At 59.1% G+C, this 16,621-nt stretch carries 7 protein-coding genes and 10 pseudogenes; 11 read left to right on the plus strand and 6 right to left on the minus strand.

What is annotated here, in order from left to right; all coding sequences use genetic code 11:
• A pseudogene (locus tag D6B98_RS41135) lies at nucleotides 1-201 on the plus strand (hypothetical protein); the annotation flags it as partial.
• On the opposite strand, the gene D6B98_RS36625 reads toward D6B98_RS41135, so the two are convergent.
• Nucleotides 120-569: a transposase gene (locus D6B98_RS36625; RefSeq protein ID WP_430642560.1), complete on the minus strand. Its 450-nt coding sequence runs from the start codon at nucleotides 567-569 to the stop codon at nucleotides 120-122. The pseudogene D6B98_RS41135 and the gene D6B98_RS36625 overlap by 82 nt on opposite strands.
• A gap of 435 nt (nucleotides 570-1,004) precedes the next feature.
• Between D6B98_RS36625 and D6B98_RS36630 the strand changes: the two are divergent.
• The 7 genes and pseudogenes from D6B98_RS36630 to D6B98_RS36660 form a co-directional block, all read left to right on the plus strand.
• Nucleotides 1,005-1,864: pseudogene (locus D6B98_RS36630) on the plus strand (tyrosine-type recombinase/integrase).
• Between the two features lie 9 nt (nucleotides 1,865-1,873).
• Nucleotides 1,874-2,324: pseudogene (locus D6B98_RS36635) on the plus strand (IS91 family transposase); the annotation flags it as partial.
• Between the two features lie 85 nt (nucleotides 2,325-2,409).
• Entirely contained in the window at nucleotides 2,410-3,444 is a 1,035-nt protein-coding gene (locus tag D6B98_RS36640) for an IS110 family RNA-guided transposase (protein WP_126261834.1), read from the plus strand.
• 267 nt (nucleotides 3,445-3,711) lie between these two features.
• A pseudogene (locus tag D6B98_RS36645) lies at nucleotides 3,712-4,446 on the plus strand (IS91 family transposase); the annotation flags it as partial.
• Between the two features lie 374 nt (nucleotides 4,447-4,820).
• Nucleotides 4,821-6,170: pseudogene (locus D6B98_RS36650) on the plus strand (IS701 family transposase).
• A 103-nt stretch (nucleotides 6,171-6,273) separates the two neighbouring features.
• A pseudogene (locus D6B98_RS36655) lies at nucleotides 6,274-6,569 on the plus strand (helix-turn-helix domain-containing protein); the annotation flags it as partial.
• A pseudogene (locus tag D6B98_RS36660) lies at nucleotides 6,565-6,714 on the plus strand (IS5/IS1182 family transposase); the annotation flags it as partial. The pseudogenes D6B98_RS36655 and D6B98_RS36660, both read left to right, overlap by 5 nt.
• Before the next feature lie 311 nt (nucleotides 6,715-7,025).
• On the opposite strand, the pseudogene D6B98_RS36665 reads toward D6B98_RS36660, so the two are convergent.
• Nucleotides 7,026-8,029: pseudogene (locus D6B98_RS36665) on the minus strand (IS110 family RNA-guided transposase).
• Nucleotides 8,030-8,130: 101 nt separating this feature from the next.
• Here D6B98_RS36665 and D6B98_RS36670 point away from each other — a divergent pair.
• Nucleotides 8,131-8,680, plus strand: a pseudogene (locus tag D6B98_RS36670) (transposase family protein); the annotation flags it as partial.
• Between the two features lie 124 nt (nucleotides 8,681-8,804).
• On the opposite strand, the gene D6B98_RS36675 reads toward D6B98_RS36670, so the two are convergent.
• Nucleotides 8,805-11,057 (minus strand): T3SS effector XopP-like protein, encoded by a 2,253-nt coding sequence (locus D6B98_RS36675; RefSeq protein WP_126261835.1) that lies wholly within the window; start codon nucleotides 11,055-11,057, stop codon nucleotides 8,805-8,807.
• A 1,085-nt stretch (nucleotides 11,058-12,142) separates the two neighbouring features.
• Here D6B98_RS36675 and D6B98_RS41140 point away from each other — a divergent pair.
• Nucleotides 12,143-12,229, plus strand: a pseudogene (locus tag D6B98_RS41140) (plasmid pRiA4b ORF-3 family protein); the annotation flags it as partial.
• A 204-nt stretch (nucleotides 12,230-12,433) separates the two neighbouring features.
• Complete coding sequence (locus D6B98_RS41145) at nucleotides 12,434-12,718, plus strand: IS1096 element passenger TnpR family protein (protein ID WP_235884907.1); 285 nt, start codon at nucleotides 12,434-12,436, stop codon at nucleotides 12,716-12,718.
• 410 nt (nucleotides 12,719-13,128) lie between these two features.
• On the opposite strand, the gene D6B98_RS36690 is transcribed toward D6B98_RS41145, so the two are convergent.
• The 3 genes from D6B98_RS36690 to D6B98_RS36700 are packed head-to-tail and all read right to left on the minus strand — an operon-like array spanning nucleotide 13,129 to nucleotide 16,621.
• A complete protein-coding gene (locus D6B98_RS36690) occupies nucleotides 13,129-14,466 on the minus strand; it encodes a glutamine synthetase (RefSeq protein WP_126261836.1) in 1,338 nt (445 codons plus the stop codon).
• Entirely contained in the window at nucleotides 14,466-15,755 is a 1,290-nt protein-coding gene (locus D6B98_RS36695; protein ID WP_126261837.1) for an ATP-grasp domain-containing protein, read from the minus strand. Before D6B98_RS36695 ends, D6B98_RS36690 begins: the two co-directional genes overlap by 1 nt.
• On the minus strand, nucleotides 15,752-16,621 hold the full coding sequence (locus D6B98_RS36700) for an EamA family transporter (protein ID WP_235884900.1): 870 nt from the start codon (nucleotides 16,619-16,621) through the stop codon (nucleotides 15,752-15,754). Before D6B98_RS36700 ends, D6B98_RS36695 begins: the two co-directional genes overlap by 4 nt.

The raw sequence follows: 16,621 nt of genomic DNA on the forward strand, positions 1-16,621 counted from the left end.
ATGCTTGCAGCCGCTATTTCCGCTCCAGGAGGGCTCGTCTTGTCCACGCCTTTGATTTCCGTCGTTGACGACGACGCCTCAGTCCGTGCGGCGACAGAGAATCTTTTGAAATCGCGTGGCTACATCGCCCAAATGTTTGCCTCGGCCAAACACAGAGGAGCCCGGAGCAGGCTGAAACGCTTTGAGAAGCCGTACGGTTGATTGCGATTGCTGCGGTTTGGAATAACCGGCTTGGTTCCGCGCTCATCGAGTTGTTCACGCAATTCGGCGCTATCATAGGCTTTGTCACCGAGCATCCGTTTCGGCCGCTTGACCCTGCGGATCAGGCGCTCTGCGATCGGACAGTCGAGCGCTTCGCCTCCAGTCAACAGAATGGCGATCAGGCGCCCCTTAGCATCTGCGAGTGCGTGTATCTTCGTGTTGCCCCTCCGCGCGAGCGACCAACAGCCTGCTTCTGCCCCCCTTTTCCGCCCGCTGCCGAGCGATGCGCTTTGACGTGCGTAGAGTCGATCATCTGGGTGTCCGTCGATCGACCGTTGCCGGCAAGCTCCCGGAACAGGTTTTCCCATATGCCGCGCCGCGCCCACCGGGCGAAGCGATTATAGATCGTCGTAGGAGGTCCGTAGGCGTCGGGACAATCGGACAACGGCAGCCGCTTTTCAGCACGAGTATGATGCCGCTGATAATGCGGCGATCGTCTTGCCGCTCGAAACCGCGCACTTCGGTTTGCAGATGAGGTTCGATCCGCTGCTACTGCTCGTCGCTCAGCAAAACGATCACGATCCCAATCCTTCCCCAAAGAGAATCAGTATCGTATTGTCACAGCAGAAAAATTAATGAGTTCTCACCCTAGCACTACTTTGGCAGATTGTTGATTTTGCCGCGCTTTAGAGGATTGGACGAAGCCGCTGTCGCGGCATGTAGGGAGGCATAGCAAGGATTGCCTCCTGTCTGAGAGGATTGCGGGTTTTCGAAGCCCAACCCTTCAGACAGGAGGTTTTCCGATGGCTGAGATCAGCCCACTTCGCCGCCGCATGATCGAGGACATGACGGTCCGCAATCTGTCACCGGCGACGCAGCAATCCTACCTCAACGCCGTAGCGAAGTTGAGCCGATATTTCGGTCGCTCTCCCGACCGCCTCGACCTGGAGGATATCCGTGCCTTCCAGGTTCATCTGGTTGCGACGGGGATGTCCTGGCCGGCGCTGAACCAGATCGTCTGCGCACTGCGGTTTTTCTACGGTGTGACGCTTGGTCATGACACCGTTCCGGAGCGCATCGCCTATGCACGCAACCGCGCAAACTTCCGGTCGTGCTGAGCGCCGACGAGGTCGTGCGCTTCCTGGAAGCAATCCCGAGCCTGAAGAGCCGTACCGCGCTGACCACGGTCTATGCCGCCGGACTGCGCGTATCGGAAGTGGTCCTCTTGAAGGTTGTCGACATCGACAGCCAACGGATGCTGATCCGGGTCGAGCACGGCAAGGGCGGCAAGGACCGTTACGTTATGCTCTCGCCGCAGCTTTTGAGGATTCTGCGGACGTATTGGCGGCTCACTCGGCCAAAGCGATGGTTGTTTCCCGGCCGCGACGACGAGCGTCCGCTCGTCCCGAACGTGCTACACGCCGCCTGCCGTTCAGCTTGTGCGGCGGCCGGCTTGAGCAAGTCGGTGACGGTGCACACGTTGCGGCACACATTCGCGACCCATCTCCTGGAGAACGGGGCCGACGTGCGCATCATCCAGGTGCTGCTCGGCCATGCCAGCCTGGCCAGCACGGCGCGCTATACCCAGGTCGCCACCAAGACCATCAGCAATACGCCAAGTCCGCTGGACCGGCTCCACCTGGAGGTCGTGCCGCCCGGCTGAGCGGGCGCCATGGCTCCGGTTCTGGAAGTGGCGGATATCTTCCGCCGCCACGGCGAAGCGTTTCGGCAAGCCCGTGCCGAGCATCTGGGCCGCATCGAGCGGCGCGTCATGGGCGCGATTACGGCCTGCCGGACGGCTGTGCTCGGCGGCCACGTCGAGCAGTGCGATGACTGCGGCGCCACACGCATCGCCTATAACTCCTGCCGCAATCGGCATTGCCCGAAGTGCCAGGGCGCGGCGCGCGCGCAATGGCTCACCGAACGGCAAGCTGAACTCCTTCCCGTACCGTATTTCCACGTCGTCTTCACCATGCCGGCGTCCGCCGGCGAGATCGCCTTCCAGAACAAGGCTGTCGTCTATGCCCATCCTGTTCCGCTGCGCGGCCGAGACGCTCGCCACCATCGCGGCCGATCCCAAGCATCTCGGCGCTCAGCTCGGCGTGACTGCCGTCCTCCATACCTGATGTGGTGGAACGGCCCGCTCCATCAGCATCAAAGTGCTAGAACGTGGTCGTTGTTCGAACGCCACAAAGGAGGGACCGTTCCGTGAAACAGGTTATCACCATCGGACTGGATCTGGCCAAGCACGTATTCCAGGTTCACGGGGCGGATGCCAAGGGCTCACCCGTGTTCAACCGGAAACTGCGGCGCAGCGAAGTTCTGCGTTTCTTTGAGAAGCTGCCAGCATGCCTGGTGGGGATGGAAGCATGCGGTAGCGCCCACTATTGGGCACGCGAGATCGCAGCTCTCGGTCATGAGGTGCGGCTCATTCCGCCGGCTTATGTCAAACCCTTCGTCAAGCACGGCAAAACGGATGCGGCGGACGCGGAGGCCATCAGCGAAGCGGTGACCCGAAAGACCATGCGCTTCGTGCCGATTAAGACGGCCGAGCAACAGGCTGCCGCGATGGTGCTCAAGACCCGCGCTCTTCTAGTGCGGCAGCGAACGCAGGCGGTCAACGCGTTGCGCGCGCACCTAGCAGAACTGGGCATCATCGCCACCGCCGGCCTGGCAAAGGTTGAGGCGCTGGTCGCGATCGTGCGGGACGAGACAGATGCTCGCGTGCCAATAGCGGCGCGCTTCGCCCTGAGGGCTATTGCCGATCAAATTGAAGCTTCAGCCGACCAGATCGACAGGCTTGAGCGCGCAATCGTCATGGAGGCCAAGCACGACGAGGACATGCGTCGGTTGACGACGATCACTGGCGTCGGTGCCATTACTGCGGCGACCATCAAGGCGCTTGTGCCGGATCCCGGCGGTTTCAAGTCGGCTCGCCACTTTGCCGCCTGGCTGGGATTGACGCCGCGGTCTCATTCAAGCGGAGGCAAAGAGCGGCTGGGACGAATATCGAAGATGGGAAATCCGGAACTCCGCACTCTCCTCGTCGTCGGGGCAACAGCCGTCTTGCGGGTCGCCCGAAACGACGCTCGGGCGCAACCGCGGCTGAAAGCGCTGCTCGCCAGACCGCCGTTCAAGGTTGCAGCGGTTGCGCAGGCCAACAAGACGGCGCGGATCATCTGGGCTCTTCTAAACAAGGGCGGAACTTATCGGCGTCCCGCCGTTACCGCGGTCGACGTCTGATGGACGAATGACCGCCAAAACGATCTGACCGGCGCAGGCCGGCGGAGGGCAAGGTGCAACAACAGGCGATGAACCCATGGGACGAAATCCCGAGACGAGTGAAGCTGCTGGCCCTAATGCGCTCAAGCGCGCATACCTGATTTAGCTCTTCGTTCCGCGGATCTCATCGAGGCCAGCGGCCATCGCCGCGCGCAAAGGCCGGACATATGACCGCACCGTTCCAATGTGTGAAATCGGCTGAAAAAGCTCTTGCCACGCGGGCCGTTCCACATATGGGGCCAGACCCTGCAACACCATCCGCATATCCACTGCGTCGTGCCGGGCGGTGGACCCTCGCTCGACGGCACACGCTGGGTCGCTTGCCGGCCCGGCTTCTTCCTGCCAGTGCGCGTCCTCTCCCGGCTGTTCCGCCGCCTGTTTCTGCAAGAGCTACAAGCTGCCTACGCGGCTGGCCAGCTGAGCTTCTTTGGCGCTCTCGCCCATCTCACCGATCCCGCTGCATTCGCCGCGCGCCTTAATCAACTTCGACAGACCAACTGGGTCGTCTATGCCAAGCCACCATTTGGCGGGCCCGAACAGGTGCTGGCTTATCTCGGCCGCTATACGCACCGCGTCGCCATCGCCAACAGTCGGCTGATCTCGCTTGCCGACGGCAAGGTGAGCTTTTCCTGGAAGGACTATCGGCAGAATCGCAAAGCCAAGGTGATGACGCTTGATGCCGGTGAGTTCATTCGTCGCTTTCTCCTGCACACCCTGCCGGACGGCTTCCACCGCATCCACCACTATGGCCTCCTCGCCAATGGCGGACGCAACGATAAAATCGCCCTCTGCCGTCAACTCCTTGCTGTCCGCAACGCTCCGGCTGATCAGGAAGCCAGCGGCGATCCTCTCGTCAAATGCGAGATCCCCGTCTGCCCACATTGCGGCGGCACCATGCGGCGCGTCGATGTCGTCCCGCGAGCCTGCGCACGCGACCATCCGCTTCGTTGTGATACGTCATGACCAGCGCCTGCACCATCCACCCCTTCCGGGATGACCCTCTCGGTGGCAACATCCGATGTCGCCGTGGCCGCGTTCGTCACCAATCACCCCGTCGTTCGTTCGGCCGCGCATCCCAGCACAGCAAATCGATCGCGGTATCGCGCCCCTGGCCAGATCAATGCGGCCGCTCGTATCAGCTGAATGTCTCGCCGACGCGCGGCGACCACAGGCGCGCCTTCTCCGCAGCCGCACTGGCTGCACTATCCCCATAGCGCCCACAACTCCGCGGCTTCGTTCAATCCGGCTTCTATGAGGTCGCAGCTACGACAGAGCGCGAGGCTGGCCTTTGCCCCGCGACCTCACAGAACCCTCAAGATTCCCGAATCAATTTTTCAATGATTCATGGGTGGTCGGCTCTTGGAGGGCTGACCATGCCGGGATGGGAAGACGAACTCGAACGCTGGCTGATGCCGTTCTTGGACCGGCTGGGTCATAAGACCCGGCAGCGGATGTGTCCTCTATATGTTGCGGGATTGATCGGTCCTGGCGACCGCAAGAGCGTTCAGCCGATGGCAGACCGCCTTGCCACGAGCAGCTACGACCAGTTGCACCATTTCATTGCGGACGGTGTCTGGGACCCGACGCCGCTGGAGACAGAGCTGCTCGATCAGGCGGACCGACTTGTCGGCGGCAGGGATGCGGTGCTGGTTATTGATGACACCTCACTGCCGAAGAAGGGCGAACGCTCGGTTGGTGTTGCGGCTCAATACGCGTCGGCTCTCGGCAAAACAGCAAATTGCCAAACGCTGGTGTCTTTGACGCTTGCGCGCGGCGAAGTGCCCGTGATGGTCGCGTTGCGCCTCTTTCTGCCCGACAGTTGGACAAGCAATATGTCTCGTTTGAAGCGCGCTCGCGTGCCAGCCGAATACCGAACGCCACGGTCCAAGCCGGAAATTGCTTTGGCCGAAATTGACCGCGCGATAGCAGCCAAACGTGCGCTTTGGATGTGTGTTGGCGGACGCAGGATACGGACTTAGCGCACCGTTTCGACAAGGGCTAACCGAGCGCGGGCTGGCCTGGGCTGTTGGCATCCCTCGGCACCTGAAGGTGTATCCGGTCGATGTGAAGCTCATTTGGCCGATTACCAAAGTCCGCGGGAAACCACGAAAGCACCACGTGCCCGATATCTTATCGATTGCGGCAGAACAAATGCTGGCCAGCGCCAAATGGAAAACCGTGAGTTGGCGCAGCGGGACGAAAGGTCGACTGAAAGCCCAATTTGCTGCTCTCCGCGTCCGGACCGCCGACGGCCCTCCACAGCGGATATGGGATAAAGGTCAGCAGCATCTCCCAGGCGACGAAGCCTGGCTCATTGGCGAGCAACGTGCCTCAGGGGAAAAGAAATACTATCTCGCCAATCTCCCTGCGGCGACGGATCTGCGCACACTGGCCGCCACCATCAAGGCACGGTGGATTGGCAGCAGGCCCATCAGCAGTTGAAGGAGGAGCTTGGACTTGATCACTTCGAAGGGCGATCATGGCAAGGTCTTCATCGCCACGCCTTGATGACAATGATTGCCTACGCCTTCCTGCAACATCGTCGCCTCGCATACGCGGGGCGGAAAAAAAAGAATCAACGGGCCTCCGCCCCAGCCAACCATGCCAGCCGTACGTCACGCCATCGTAGATCTCATCCTCCGGCCGCCACCTCAGCACTGCCCATATTGCCGAAAGCAAATCCTTGAAAAACAGCGGCGAAAGCACATTCTGCCAAAGTCGTGCTAGTCATCTGGAACGCAAGTTCGTCACATTAGTTGATAGCTCGAATCTCTATAGAGGAGAGTGCTCGTGGCGAATGCAGGTGAGCGAGGCCGGCCGATCGCGCCGCTGGTTCTTAGCCCGCAGGAGCGGGCGTACTTGGAGAGGCAGGTTCGTCGTCATTGCGTTGCCCGATCGCTACCTGAGCGCTGCCGCGCGATCCTGCGGTGTGCGGATGGCTTGCCAAGCAAGTCGGTAGCTGCCGAACTCGGCCTCCACGAACACACCGTGGCAAATGGCGCCGCCGATTTTTGAAGGACCGCTGTGATGGCCTGCTTGACGAAGCCCGCCCTGGCCGTCCTCGAACCATCAACGACGATCAAGTTCAGGCGGCATCAGGGACAGTTGCGCATCCTGCGTAGCAGGCTCGGCCCAATCATTCGCGACATCCGCCGCAACATCAAGGGCCAGCCGGCACTGGAGGAGGCCTTCGCCCTTCCGCTCGGCTGGGTCGCGCAGATTCATTCGCAGTAGCAGCGCCAGCGCGGCTGGAAGCTTTATTCCTTCTGTGGTTGCCGTCCGTGATGCAAGAAGATTTTTTACTTGCAAGCATGTGATCGAGTGCGCGCTTCTGTGAGGCCTTCATGTGCGGCCCTTCAGATGCCGCCGGCCGGGATGGTGATCTGCGGATCAAGTCCAAATCTTCCATTCGAGCTCGAAGCTCCAGGAATAAAGCTGGTTTTCCTGATCCAGATCTTTCGATCCTTTGCCCATGCAAGTAGTCGTCTTCTCACACTCCCCAACGTACCGGCGTTAGATTGAGACCCGCTGCGGACTGATCGTCATGCAGTGGCCTCCAGCGCCGGATCTCGATAGTTCTCCTTCTTCGTCCAGATGGCGCGTGCCATCTTGTTCGCGAGTGCGACCGCCACGAGCATACGCGGCTTCTTGAGCAGTATGCGGCCCAGCCAGGTTTTCTCGCTTATGGACTTTCGTCCCAGCCAGCTCAGGCGGGACATCGCGCCAATGATCAGGAGCTTACGTATGTCCAGTTGGCCGGCCTTCGACGCCCGGCCAAGCCGTTGCTTACCACCCGATGAATATTGCCGTGGGACAAGTCCCAGCCACGCGGCGAAATCCCGGCCGGATCTGAATGTCTCCATCGGCGGCCCGAAGGCCTCGATCGCCAGCGCGGTGATCGGGCCTACGCCGGGCATCGTCTGCAGGCGCTTTGCCGTTTCGGTCTTCGTAGCTAGCTCCTTGAGTCGCACCAGCATGGCCTGGATCCGAGCGGTCTTTTCAGCGATCTGCTGCAGCATATCGCGGCAGAGGTCGTGCACGAGCTTCGGCAAATCACTTTGCTCTTGGTCTAAGTCGTGAATCTGCTCATGCCTGGGTTTCCTTGCGGAGCGATGTAGCCGTATTCATAGAGATACGCACGCAAGGCATTCGTCAATTCGGTGCGCTGGCGGACCAATTGCTCGCGGTTTCGAAACAGAACCGCCCGCGTCTGCTGAGCCTCGGTCTTGATCTCGACAAAACGCATTTCCGGACGCTGCGCCGCGTCAACGATCGCCTCGGCGTCGGCCGCGTCATTCTTCTGACGCTTCAAGAACGGCTTGACGTAGCGCGGCGAGATCAATTTCACGTCGTGTCCCAGCTTAATCATCTGCCGAGCCCAACAATGGGCCCCGCCGCAAGCCTCCATCACCACTACGCTAGGCGCCTGCTCAGCCATGAATTTGCGAAATTGAGCTCGCGAGAGCTTCTTGCGAAACTTCACGTGCCCCGTCATCGACGCGCCATGGAGTTGGAAAACATTCTTTGCCAGATCCACGCCGATCATCGTATCTTTCGTCACGGTTGCCGTCCTTTGCGCTCAGTGGCTGTGAACCACCCTTATGGCACATTGCGATGCCGTCAGGGATGGACGGCAACCATCCCATCTTCCATGCTCCGGAGGTGGAATGCATCGGCAAAGCCCAGGCCCCCGCGCCTTACGAGTTCGGCGTGAAGGCCTCCGTCGTGACCAACAATCGCCCCGCTCCCGGCGGACTGCTCGTGCTGCACGCGAGCGCAATGCACGACAATCCGTATGATGGGCACACACCCTGCGGGACGCCATCGAGCGCACCGAGACGCTCACCGGCTGTCCGATCGAGCGGGCCTATGTCGACAAGGGGTACCGCGGCCGCCACGCGCAAAATCCCCGTCGCGTCTTCATCTCCGGCCATAAGCGCAGCGTCTTCGGTGTCATCAAGCGCGAGCTGCGCCGTCACTCTGCCATCGAGCCCATCATCGGGCACATGAAGGCCGAAGGCCACCTCGGCCGCTGCTACCTCAAAGGCTGCGCCGGCGACGCCGCCAATGTCGTCCTCTCAGCCGTCGGCCACAACTTCCGCCGCATCCTCGCCCGGTTCAGAGAACTCTTGGGCCTCTTCCTGGAGTTGCTAATGGCGAACGCTCGCCTCTCCAACAGCTCAATCCGGCTTCTTAGCTCAGGAGTTGGCGCCTGGAGCCCAAAGTGCGGTTCATTCGGCCACTGGATCCGGATGCGAAGAAGACCGATGCCGTACCACAAGCGGCGCTCTATCGAGTCGCTTAACTAGTCTCGTATCGAGTCACCTGCGTGCCCCGCGCTCCGTTCCGGCAAAAGGATACCCTGGATAGCCGCTAAAAGCGGAACCTAACAAGGACTTGCAGAACGCAGGCGTGAGCTTGCCGCGGTGGATCACGACGTCTTCGTGACCCGTTGCAGCTCGAGCGTTCTGCCAGAGGCGATTGTAGCCGCGCTGTTCGTTGGATTTCACGTGGCAAGCGGCGAATTCGGCGTCATCCAATGTCGTTAACTGCCACGCATAGACCGGCCGCTTCGTATGGATGTGCACCCACATCGGATTCACCGTACCACTGCGCAGTGGCGTAGGCTGCAGCTTGATCTCGAACAGCGTTCCTGGCTCACCCTTCAATGCGCGCGGTGACTCCAAGGGAGCCAACTCCTCGGCCGCCTGCAACCGTTCGAGGTACTTCTGCGAGGGAAACGCATAGGTCTTCATGCAATCGATCTCGATCGAAGCCTTTCGCGCCTTCAAAGCATGTGCCTGCCCCTGAACCTCCGACAACATCGCCTTGAGGCGGACTATTTTGTCGTGCACTTCGGGCAGTTGCATAGGCGTGAGTAGGCCGCGGCGGCGAGGTTCGTCCAGCGCGGCTACACAGGCCTCAATCTCCGCAGATTGGCTCTGCAGCCGCTCAACCACGATGTCCACGACGTGGTCGGCATCTTCGGGCTTCATGTGGCGCGCTTGCGAAATGGCTCTTTGCTCGCTGCGCAGATCGAATTGCAAGAGTTCGTCCAATCGCGCGAGCAGGCGCGTCAGTGTCTCCTTCGATGGCGGAGCCTGCCATATTGCCAAGTGTTCCCTCGCCGACGATGACATTCTCGTATGCGCCTCTTCCGCGCTCGCGAGTTTCTTCGTGCCCAGATCCGAGAGCACAATAACCTTGGTGGTTCGAGCCGTGTCGGATTCGGGCCTAGCGAGCTGCGGCTCGGGCTGCCCGGCAGCCGAACTCCCCGCACCTCCGGCCTGCCTCCGCTTGCCCTTCCCTTTCCTGCGCGTTGGACTGCCTTCGGCCGCCGGGTCCTTGCCGGCGGCGTCTGCCGGCAACGCAAGGCCAGCCTCCGTTGGCGCTGCGATGATGGCTGGTGTCTTCGGCTGCACTGCTAGGAGGCGCATGACCTCATGGGCAGTGACCCACGCTCCTTCCACGATCTGATCCAACAGATCCAACGGAAGCTCGGGACTTGCTCCCTTATGCCTTAGCTCGGCAACCATGTTGGGCAACGCCGACGCAAATTCCGATAGCCGCTCCATGACCCCTTCCAGAACGGCGCAGTGCTCTGCGTCGAGGGCTTGTCCTTTGCTGTGCAGAACAGCGTCGCCCGTTGAGAGGAATGCCGGAACAACATCGCCCATGAAGGTTCCGAGTAGACGTGCCCGACCGTTCTCACCCAAGAGGATTTGCCTGACGGCCGGGTCGAGCGTGCTCGCGTGCGACTCAATCATGACCCGCGCGAGAAGGACTTGCGATTGCAGATGCACGCACCTCGTATTCAGTGCCCAGCCGGTATGCAGCCTTAGTGTCGCCTGTTCGGTCTGTCGCATTTCGGCCGTTGCACTTGGCAAGCTGGCAGTGGCTGCGCAGACGGACTGCATCCGTTCAGAGCGCAATGCCTTCTTTTCCCACCACTCCGTGCAGGCCAAATAGTGTTTCGCCACACTGGAAGCCGCTCGGATCAGCTGGTCGGGCGGAGCATTGGATTGGCGCATCCGCTCGAGTATCTTTCCCGCATTCTCCCTACGCTGCTCCAAGGCGTAGATAATCGGTGCGGCCAGCGCGTTGCATTCGTTCCCCGCATCCAGAGTCCGGTCACGAACTCGGCGAGCCTGATCTTCGGACAGAATGCTGCGCGCCACATCTGGAGACAGGCTCGCGTAGTAGTCCAGAACTGCTGCGCCTGCTTTGACAACCTGATCGATCAGCTCTTGCGCCTCAGACGAGCTCTGAGCGCCCATGGCAGCACTGTGGCAAGCATCAAGTTCCTCAAGCAGGCCGTCCATATTTTGTTTCGCTGCGTTGATCCCCTCACCGCTTGAGGAAATGGGGACTGCCACACCCGAACCTGAGGGCAGGCTCGCGAGCGCCGCCATTCTATCTTCAGACGCTAAGCGCATCCGCTCCACGACAGAGTTGAAAACTCGGTGGCCTTCCGCAGGGACATTTGGCTCCGAATGCGCACTGCTCGATACCGACGTGGTGTCGGCTCCCGCAGCCCCAACGTGCGGTTCGCCAGGTCGGCCAATGCCCGTCATGTTCCATCTCCCATACGGTCAACAATGCGCAGCGTCCCTGGATAGGCCGCCTGGCTGACGGTTGGCTGACGAAGGATGCTCTCCGAATGCACAACCCGCCGTCCGAGTTCCAATTTCATGGAAGCTGTTGTGGTGCTGAGGCAGCAATAGGGGATGACCCATAAGGTGCGGGATAGTCGATTGTAGCGCCGGTCCGCATTCCGCTGGCTCGCCGTGACCAGTATGGAAATGTGCGCTGCCAGAAATAGCCCTGCCAAAGTCATTCCCGAATACCGAAAGCCGTCGAGCATGGCGAACCGCAGGGTCGATTGTCAGGCTTTCGGCAGCAGCAAAGCTCTTATTAACCGGGAGGAGATGCTATTGTCCGACCAAAGAGTTTCGGATTCAACAATGCGTAGATCTGGCTCGATGTGGAACGTTCCGTCAAGTCGACCTCCTCTTCTCGCGTTCGAGTGAGCAGAACCTACGCTGCGCAAGTCCTTTTCAGAATAGGCCCTCGCCGAGGAGGCTGCCCAGTTGAGCGCACTTACAATACGCTCATAAAAAGAGCGCAGTGAGCGTGCCAAGCACACCGAGCGCCAATCTGATATCGGCAAACTACCGTTAGCCCGTCTCGAAACAGCAGAAAGCGTGAGAATCGGTTCCACCACTAAAATTGCTCCCACCGATCTCACGATTATGCAGATAATTTCGAGCTGCATGTATCCCAGTGCATATATCCGAAGACGAGAAGGATACCGCCGAATGGTATCAGCAGAAACATCGGCAAGAGCGTTGTCAGGTCCCCGCCGGCCTTTCCAAACTGCTTTGAGGCAATCAACGCTGCGAAAGCGCTACTCCAAAGAAAATGGCGTCCACCGCTCAATCTTCAATGCTGAACTCATCGCCTGACGTATCGAAAGCGCTGTCAAGGTGGTTTCCAATCAATGGACAGCATCTCCTGGCTGCCTTGGACGGCTTGAGCGTCGATGTACAGGATGCATGCACATAATCCGAGGCTGGCGGCATGGGCCTGAACACGACCTCGGTCCGGATCAAGGTGGCCTCTCAAGGATGTGAAACCGGAGGTGACGCGATGCCTTGTCGTGCCGCTCACGCTGCGCCTTGATCGGCTGCATCTGACGCTTCAGGCGGCGTTTGGCCGGGCGAACAGCCATCTCTTCGAGTTCCTGGCCGGCGAAGGACGTCGGGGTATCCATGATCCCGGAGGAGATTTTGGCCCTCAGCCCATCGATGCATCGCAAGACGCAGCCCTTCAATATCGTTCTGGAGACCGGCGCGAAGACGATCCATTATCTCTATGACTTCGGTGACAGCTGAGGCCAAGTGATCAAACTCGAAAAATGGTTTGACACCACGTTAGAGGGACATCCCTCCTGCTCGAGGACGTCGGTGGTGCGCCCGGCTATGCCGAATACCTCGATGCCAGCGGCGACCCTACTCATCTGGAATATGAAAATATGCGCCTCTGGGGCCCGCACAGTTCGATCCCAACCTCGTCGCCCCGAGGATGCTCGAGGCCGCCGCCAGCGCATTGTCCAAATTTGGAAGCCGCGGCGTCGCGGCACGCGGCTCACAGATGTCAAGCGTCAATCATCAAAAGGGCCGCAGAGCTACGCTTACAGTCCGCTTCCCGGTCTGGCAAGCCAAGTCGGCAATGAAGAGGCGAGGAACTCAGCTCGCTCACTTCAGCCGGAGTGAGTTTCTGGCTGACGGACCGCAGCGCTTGTCTCGCCGCTTTGGGACCAACCCAGGCAAGCGCGCGCACGCTCGACGGCTTGCGAGGGATACCTGCCAACCGGGCGCATGCTTGACGGCTCCACCATCTGCTTGCCGATGTAGAGCTTACGAGAAGGACCGGACGTTAGATATAATCTAGTATCCAACGGAGCAATCGCGGTTGCTGCCACAGAGCAGATAGCAGCGGACCTCCTCAGCGTCCCGAGGTCCTCACTTAACGAGTAACGCACATTTGCTCTGTATGAAGTCCAACATCAGCGGAACAGGCAGCCGCAATAGTGTGGCCGGCACCGGCCAGAGGAATGACGTTCAGAACTGTCGAACAGCTCAGCTAAATGATCTCGAAGTATCTCCGACGTTCAAAGTCGGTGACCCGGTGTTGAACGGCTTCCCACTCCCAACGGCGCGAGCAAGAAAAAGCTTCAACAAACCTTTCTCCGAAGACATCACTTGCCGCTGCAGACTCTGCAAACCGAGAAGTTGCCTCTGATAGGCTTTGAGGCAGTCTCGCGGACGAACGACACATTTCCGCGCTTGCATCACCGACGATCGAAGCCGGCAGTGCCGGACCTGTCTCGACACCCAATATTCCCGAACCAATCGCACTTGCGAGCGCGAGATATGGGTTCAGGTCTGCGCCAGGCAGCCTATACTCCAGGCGATGGGCCGATGGCTCTCCCGGAATGGCGCGAATTGCGCAGGAGCGGTTGTCAACTCCCCAGCTTGGACAGATTGGTGCCCAGCAGCCAGGTACCAATCTCTTGTAACTGTTGAAGTTCGGCGCAGCGAGCACACAGAACTCATTCATGTATTCTAGTTGTCCGGCGATGAATTGCCTCATAAGCTTCGAGACGTTGCCGCACGCATCACTGTCATAAAACGCATTCTGATTATCCGAGGACATCGAGATGTGAATATGGCCAGACTGGCCGGGCCATTTCTCGGAAACCTTGGCCATGAATGTAGCCATCATGCCTCGCGTTTGCGCCCAGGCTTTAATCATCGACTTGAATATGGTTGCTCGATCGGCAGCTTCCAGCGCATCACAATGACGAAGTGACGCTTCGACCACGCCAGGTCCCGTTTCAAAGTGTAGTCCGCTGAGAGGTAGTCTAGCTTTCTCACAAAGCGCCAAGATCTCATCGAACAACTCATGTTGCGCGACCGAACGCGCAATCGAGTAGCCGAACGGGCCGCGTGTTAAAGGAGCCCATTCGCCGAACGACTTTTCTTCAATCGTGTCTGCGTTCTCCTTAAACAGCATAAATTCAAACTCGAACCCGACAGTGCAGTCGTATCCGTGGTCAGCAGCCCTTCGCAGGACCCTGCGCAGAACACCGCGCGGGCAAATGTTCTCATGTGGGCCCGTGAACTCCGCGAGGTAGAGATATTGATCGCCGAGATGAGACACCGAACGGCCGGTGCCTGACAGAATACGCAGGTCAGCGTCCCCGAACGCTGATAGCGGCTTTTGCGTAAAACTGGCCGGAATGACCCGGTCCGTACAATCCCACGCCAGCACCGCTTCAGAGAACTTGACGACTTTGTCTCCATCCGAGAGATCTTCACCTAAGACGTGTTTGCCTCGCAGAACGCCATCGAAGTCGCTTACGCCGACCATCGCCGCGCGGGCTGGATTCGCTCCGGTCAACCTGGGATCAGTTGGCATTAGTCGCGATCCTGCATCACTAACTCGAAGACCTGGTCCATCCGCATTGCTCGCAACTTGCGATAGTCATTCTCAAGCTGAGTCAAGTCGCTATTCACCAGATAAACGATGCCTGGTGTCGACACCAAGTCGATCGTGGGAACCAGCTCATGACCAATTGGAACAAATGCAATGGCATCCGCGAAGCTCGGGAGCTGGCGGATTGCTTCGAGTCCCGGGTAACCGGCAACGACACCGCCCATATCTGAGATCAGCGAGACGCAAAGTGCGTGAGCCTGCCGCCTGTAGGGCCCCCCGCGCAGCCTCATATATTCACCAAAGCCCTTGGGATCTGCGTAGCGCCAGGCCGTCAGGCTCATATGGTTGTGCCCCAACGCCATCGTTCGTGCTTTTGCCGACATGGTCCCTTGAAGCCTCGCTCCGAAGTCCACCAGAACCGGTCCCCGATGATCGACGATGATCTCTGCATGAGCCGGTCCGTCGACGATCTGTAGCGCCTGCAACGCACGCACCAAATAGTCGGATAGTTCCTGAACGATTGGTTCGCTGCCGTCCAACAATCTCTCAAGCGAGCAGACCGACGATGCCCCCGCAATAGGAACCGTGTCATAGGTCCAGGCCTCCGTAACGAAACCTTCCCCGCCGATCGAGACGGCATTTACGGTGTACTGCTGGCCGTTTATTTTTTCTTGCCCGAGGGCAAAACGATTCAACACTCCGACACGGTTCGTCTTCCCGACAATTGTGCTTAGAGCCCGCTGAATATCAGCATCTGTCGAGCAAAAGAATACATCCTCGGTACCCGTACTGTTCAGCGGCTTGATCACGATCTGATCGAACTTCGCTTCACGCTTCCAGCTCGCGATCTCTACAGGATTGTCGGACACGACTTGTCTGATGGATCGCACGCCTGCAGAGGTCAACGCGCAAGACAATCGCGCTTTGTCACGCCGAGCAGCGGATAGCGCGGTCCCATTTGAGGGCAAGCCCAGCCGCTCCGACAAAGAATCGGCGAGTTCAACTCCGGTCTCGCAGCCCGCGATAACGAACTCCAGTTCCCGGCCATGCAGAGCCTGAAGATGATATTCAACGGTTTCCTCATAGCCCATTCCCTCGCTGGGGCGAATGACTTCATCATAAAGATCCGCATTGAAATGCGATCGGAATATGGGCGCAATCTGTGCAGCCGACATCACATGCACCGTTCCAATTCCATAGCGCTTGAACTCTTCCGGTAGGTATCGACCGGTAGAGTATGCGTCTACGATTACACAATTCCGTTGTTTCATGCGGATCTCCGATACTGCAAGTAGATGTTGCCGACAGCGACAGCCGTAATGAGAGCGTTTCCAATGAACGTATGTGACGAAGGCACGATGCGAGAATCGAAGTACTGGAATAGGAAGGTGATGATAGGGGCGGTTGACAGGACCGTGTTGACGGTGAAGGGCTCTACGCGCCGAATGCCCTGCTGGATCAAGAGCAATGGAACAATGATCGTCGACAGCCCAATTGCTGCGATCGCAAACAAATGCTGCGAGATCTCAGGCACGATAGATGAATAGTCGACCAGTCCCAGCAGCAAGAGAATCGTTCCATAAAAGCGATGCGCCAGGACTTGTCGGCCAGAAAACCCATGGTCGAACAGCAGTTTGACGAGTATATTTGTAAGAGCCAGCGATAGCCCGGCCACGATCGCCAAGACGATGCCAAAGGACGATCGAGCCCCCCACTCCACACCTGCGTTGCCGCTGGCCGAGATCCAAATCATGTAACTGCCGATCGTTGCGATCGTAACGCTCACGACAATATCGGATGCTGGAGGGGCACCCTGGCGCCTGATCAGTGCGTTTAACCACACTGTCGCGGTGGGCCCCAGTGCGACCATGAAGGCGACGACGATCGCAGGTTCGGCGTATTTCAGTCCGATGAATAAGCCGATCCAGCTGATTGCTGTCACGACATTGAGCGCGACGAAGACCAGGAGCGACCATTTCGCCACCGTTGCCTCGTCTCCTTCGTGGCGAGCCAGGAGATTAAATATCAGACATACCGCGGCGAAGGACAGCAGGAGCGCGACGTACACATCCGCTTGCTGAAAGTACGACGCTGCATAAACCTCACCTGCCGCGCTCACGACGACATAAAGCGCCAC

The organism is Bradyrhizobium sp. LVM 105 (genome assembly GCF_003957705.1).
GTDB classification, from domain to species: domain Bacteria; phylum Pseudomonadota; class Alphaproteobacteria; order Rhizobiales; family Xanthobacteraceae; genus Bradyrhizobium; species Bradyrhizobium frederickii.

Coding starts and splice junctions, on each gene's coding strand:
- D6B98_RS36625 (WP_430642560.1), bottom strand. CDS start 569: ATGGGAAAACCTGTTCCGGGAGCTTGCCGGCAACGGTCGATCGACGGA.
- D6B98_RS36675 (WP_126261835.1), bottom strand. CDS start 11,057: ATGACGGGCATTGGCCGACCTGGCGAACCGCACGTTGGGGCTGCGGGA.
- D6B98_RS36695 (WP_126261837.1), bottom strand. CDS start 15,755: ATGAAACAACGGAATTGTGTAATCGTAGACGCATACTCTACCGGTCGA.
- D6B98_RS36690 (WP_126261836.1), bottom strand. CDS start 14,466: ATGCCAACTGATCCCAGGTTGACCGGAGCGAATCCAGCCCGCGCGGCG.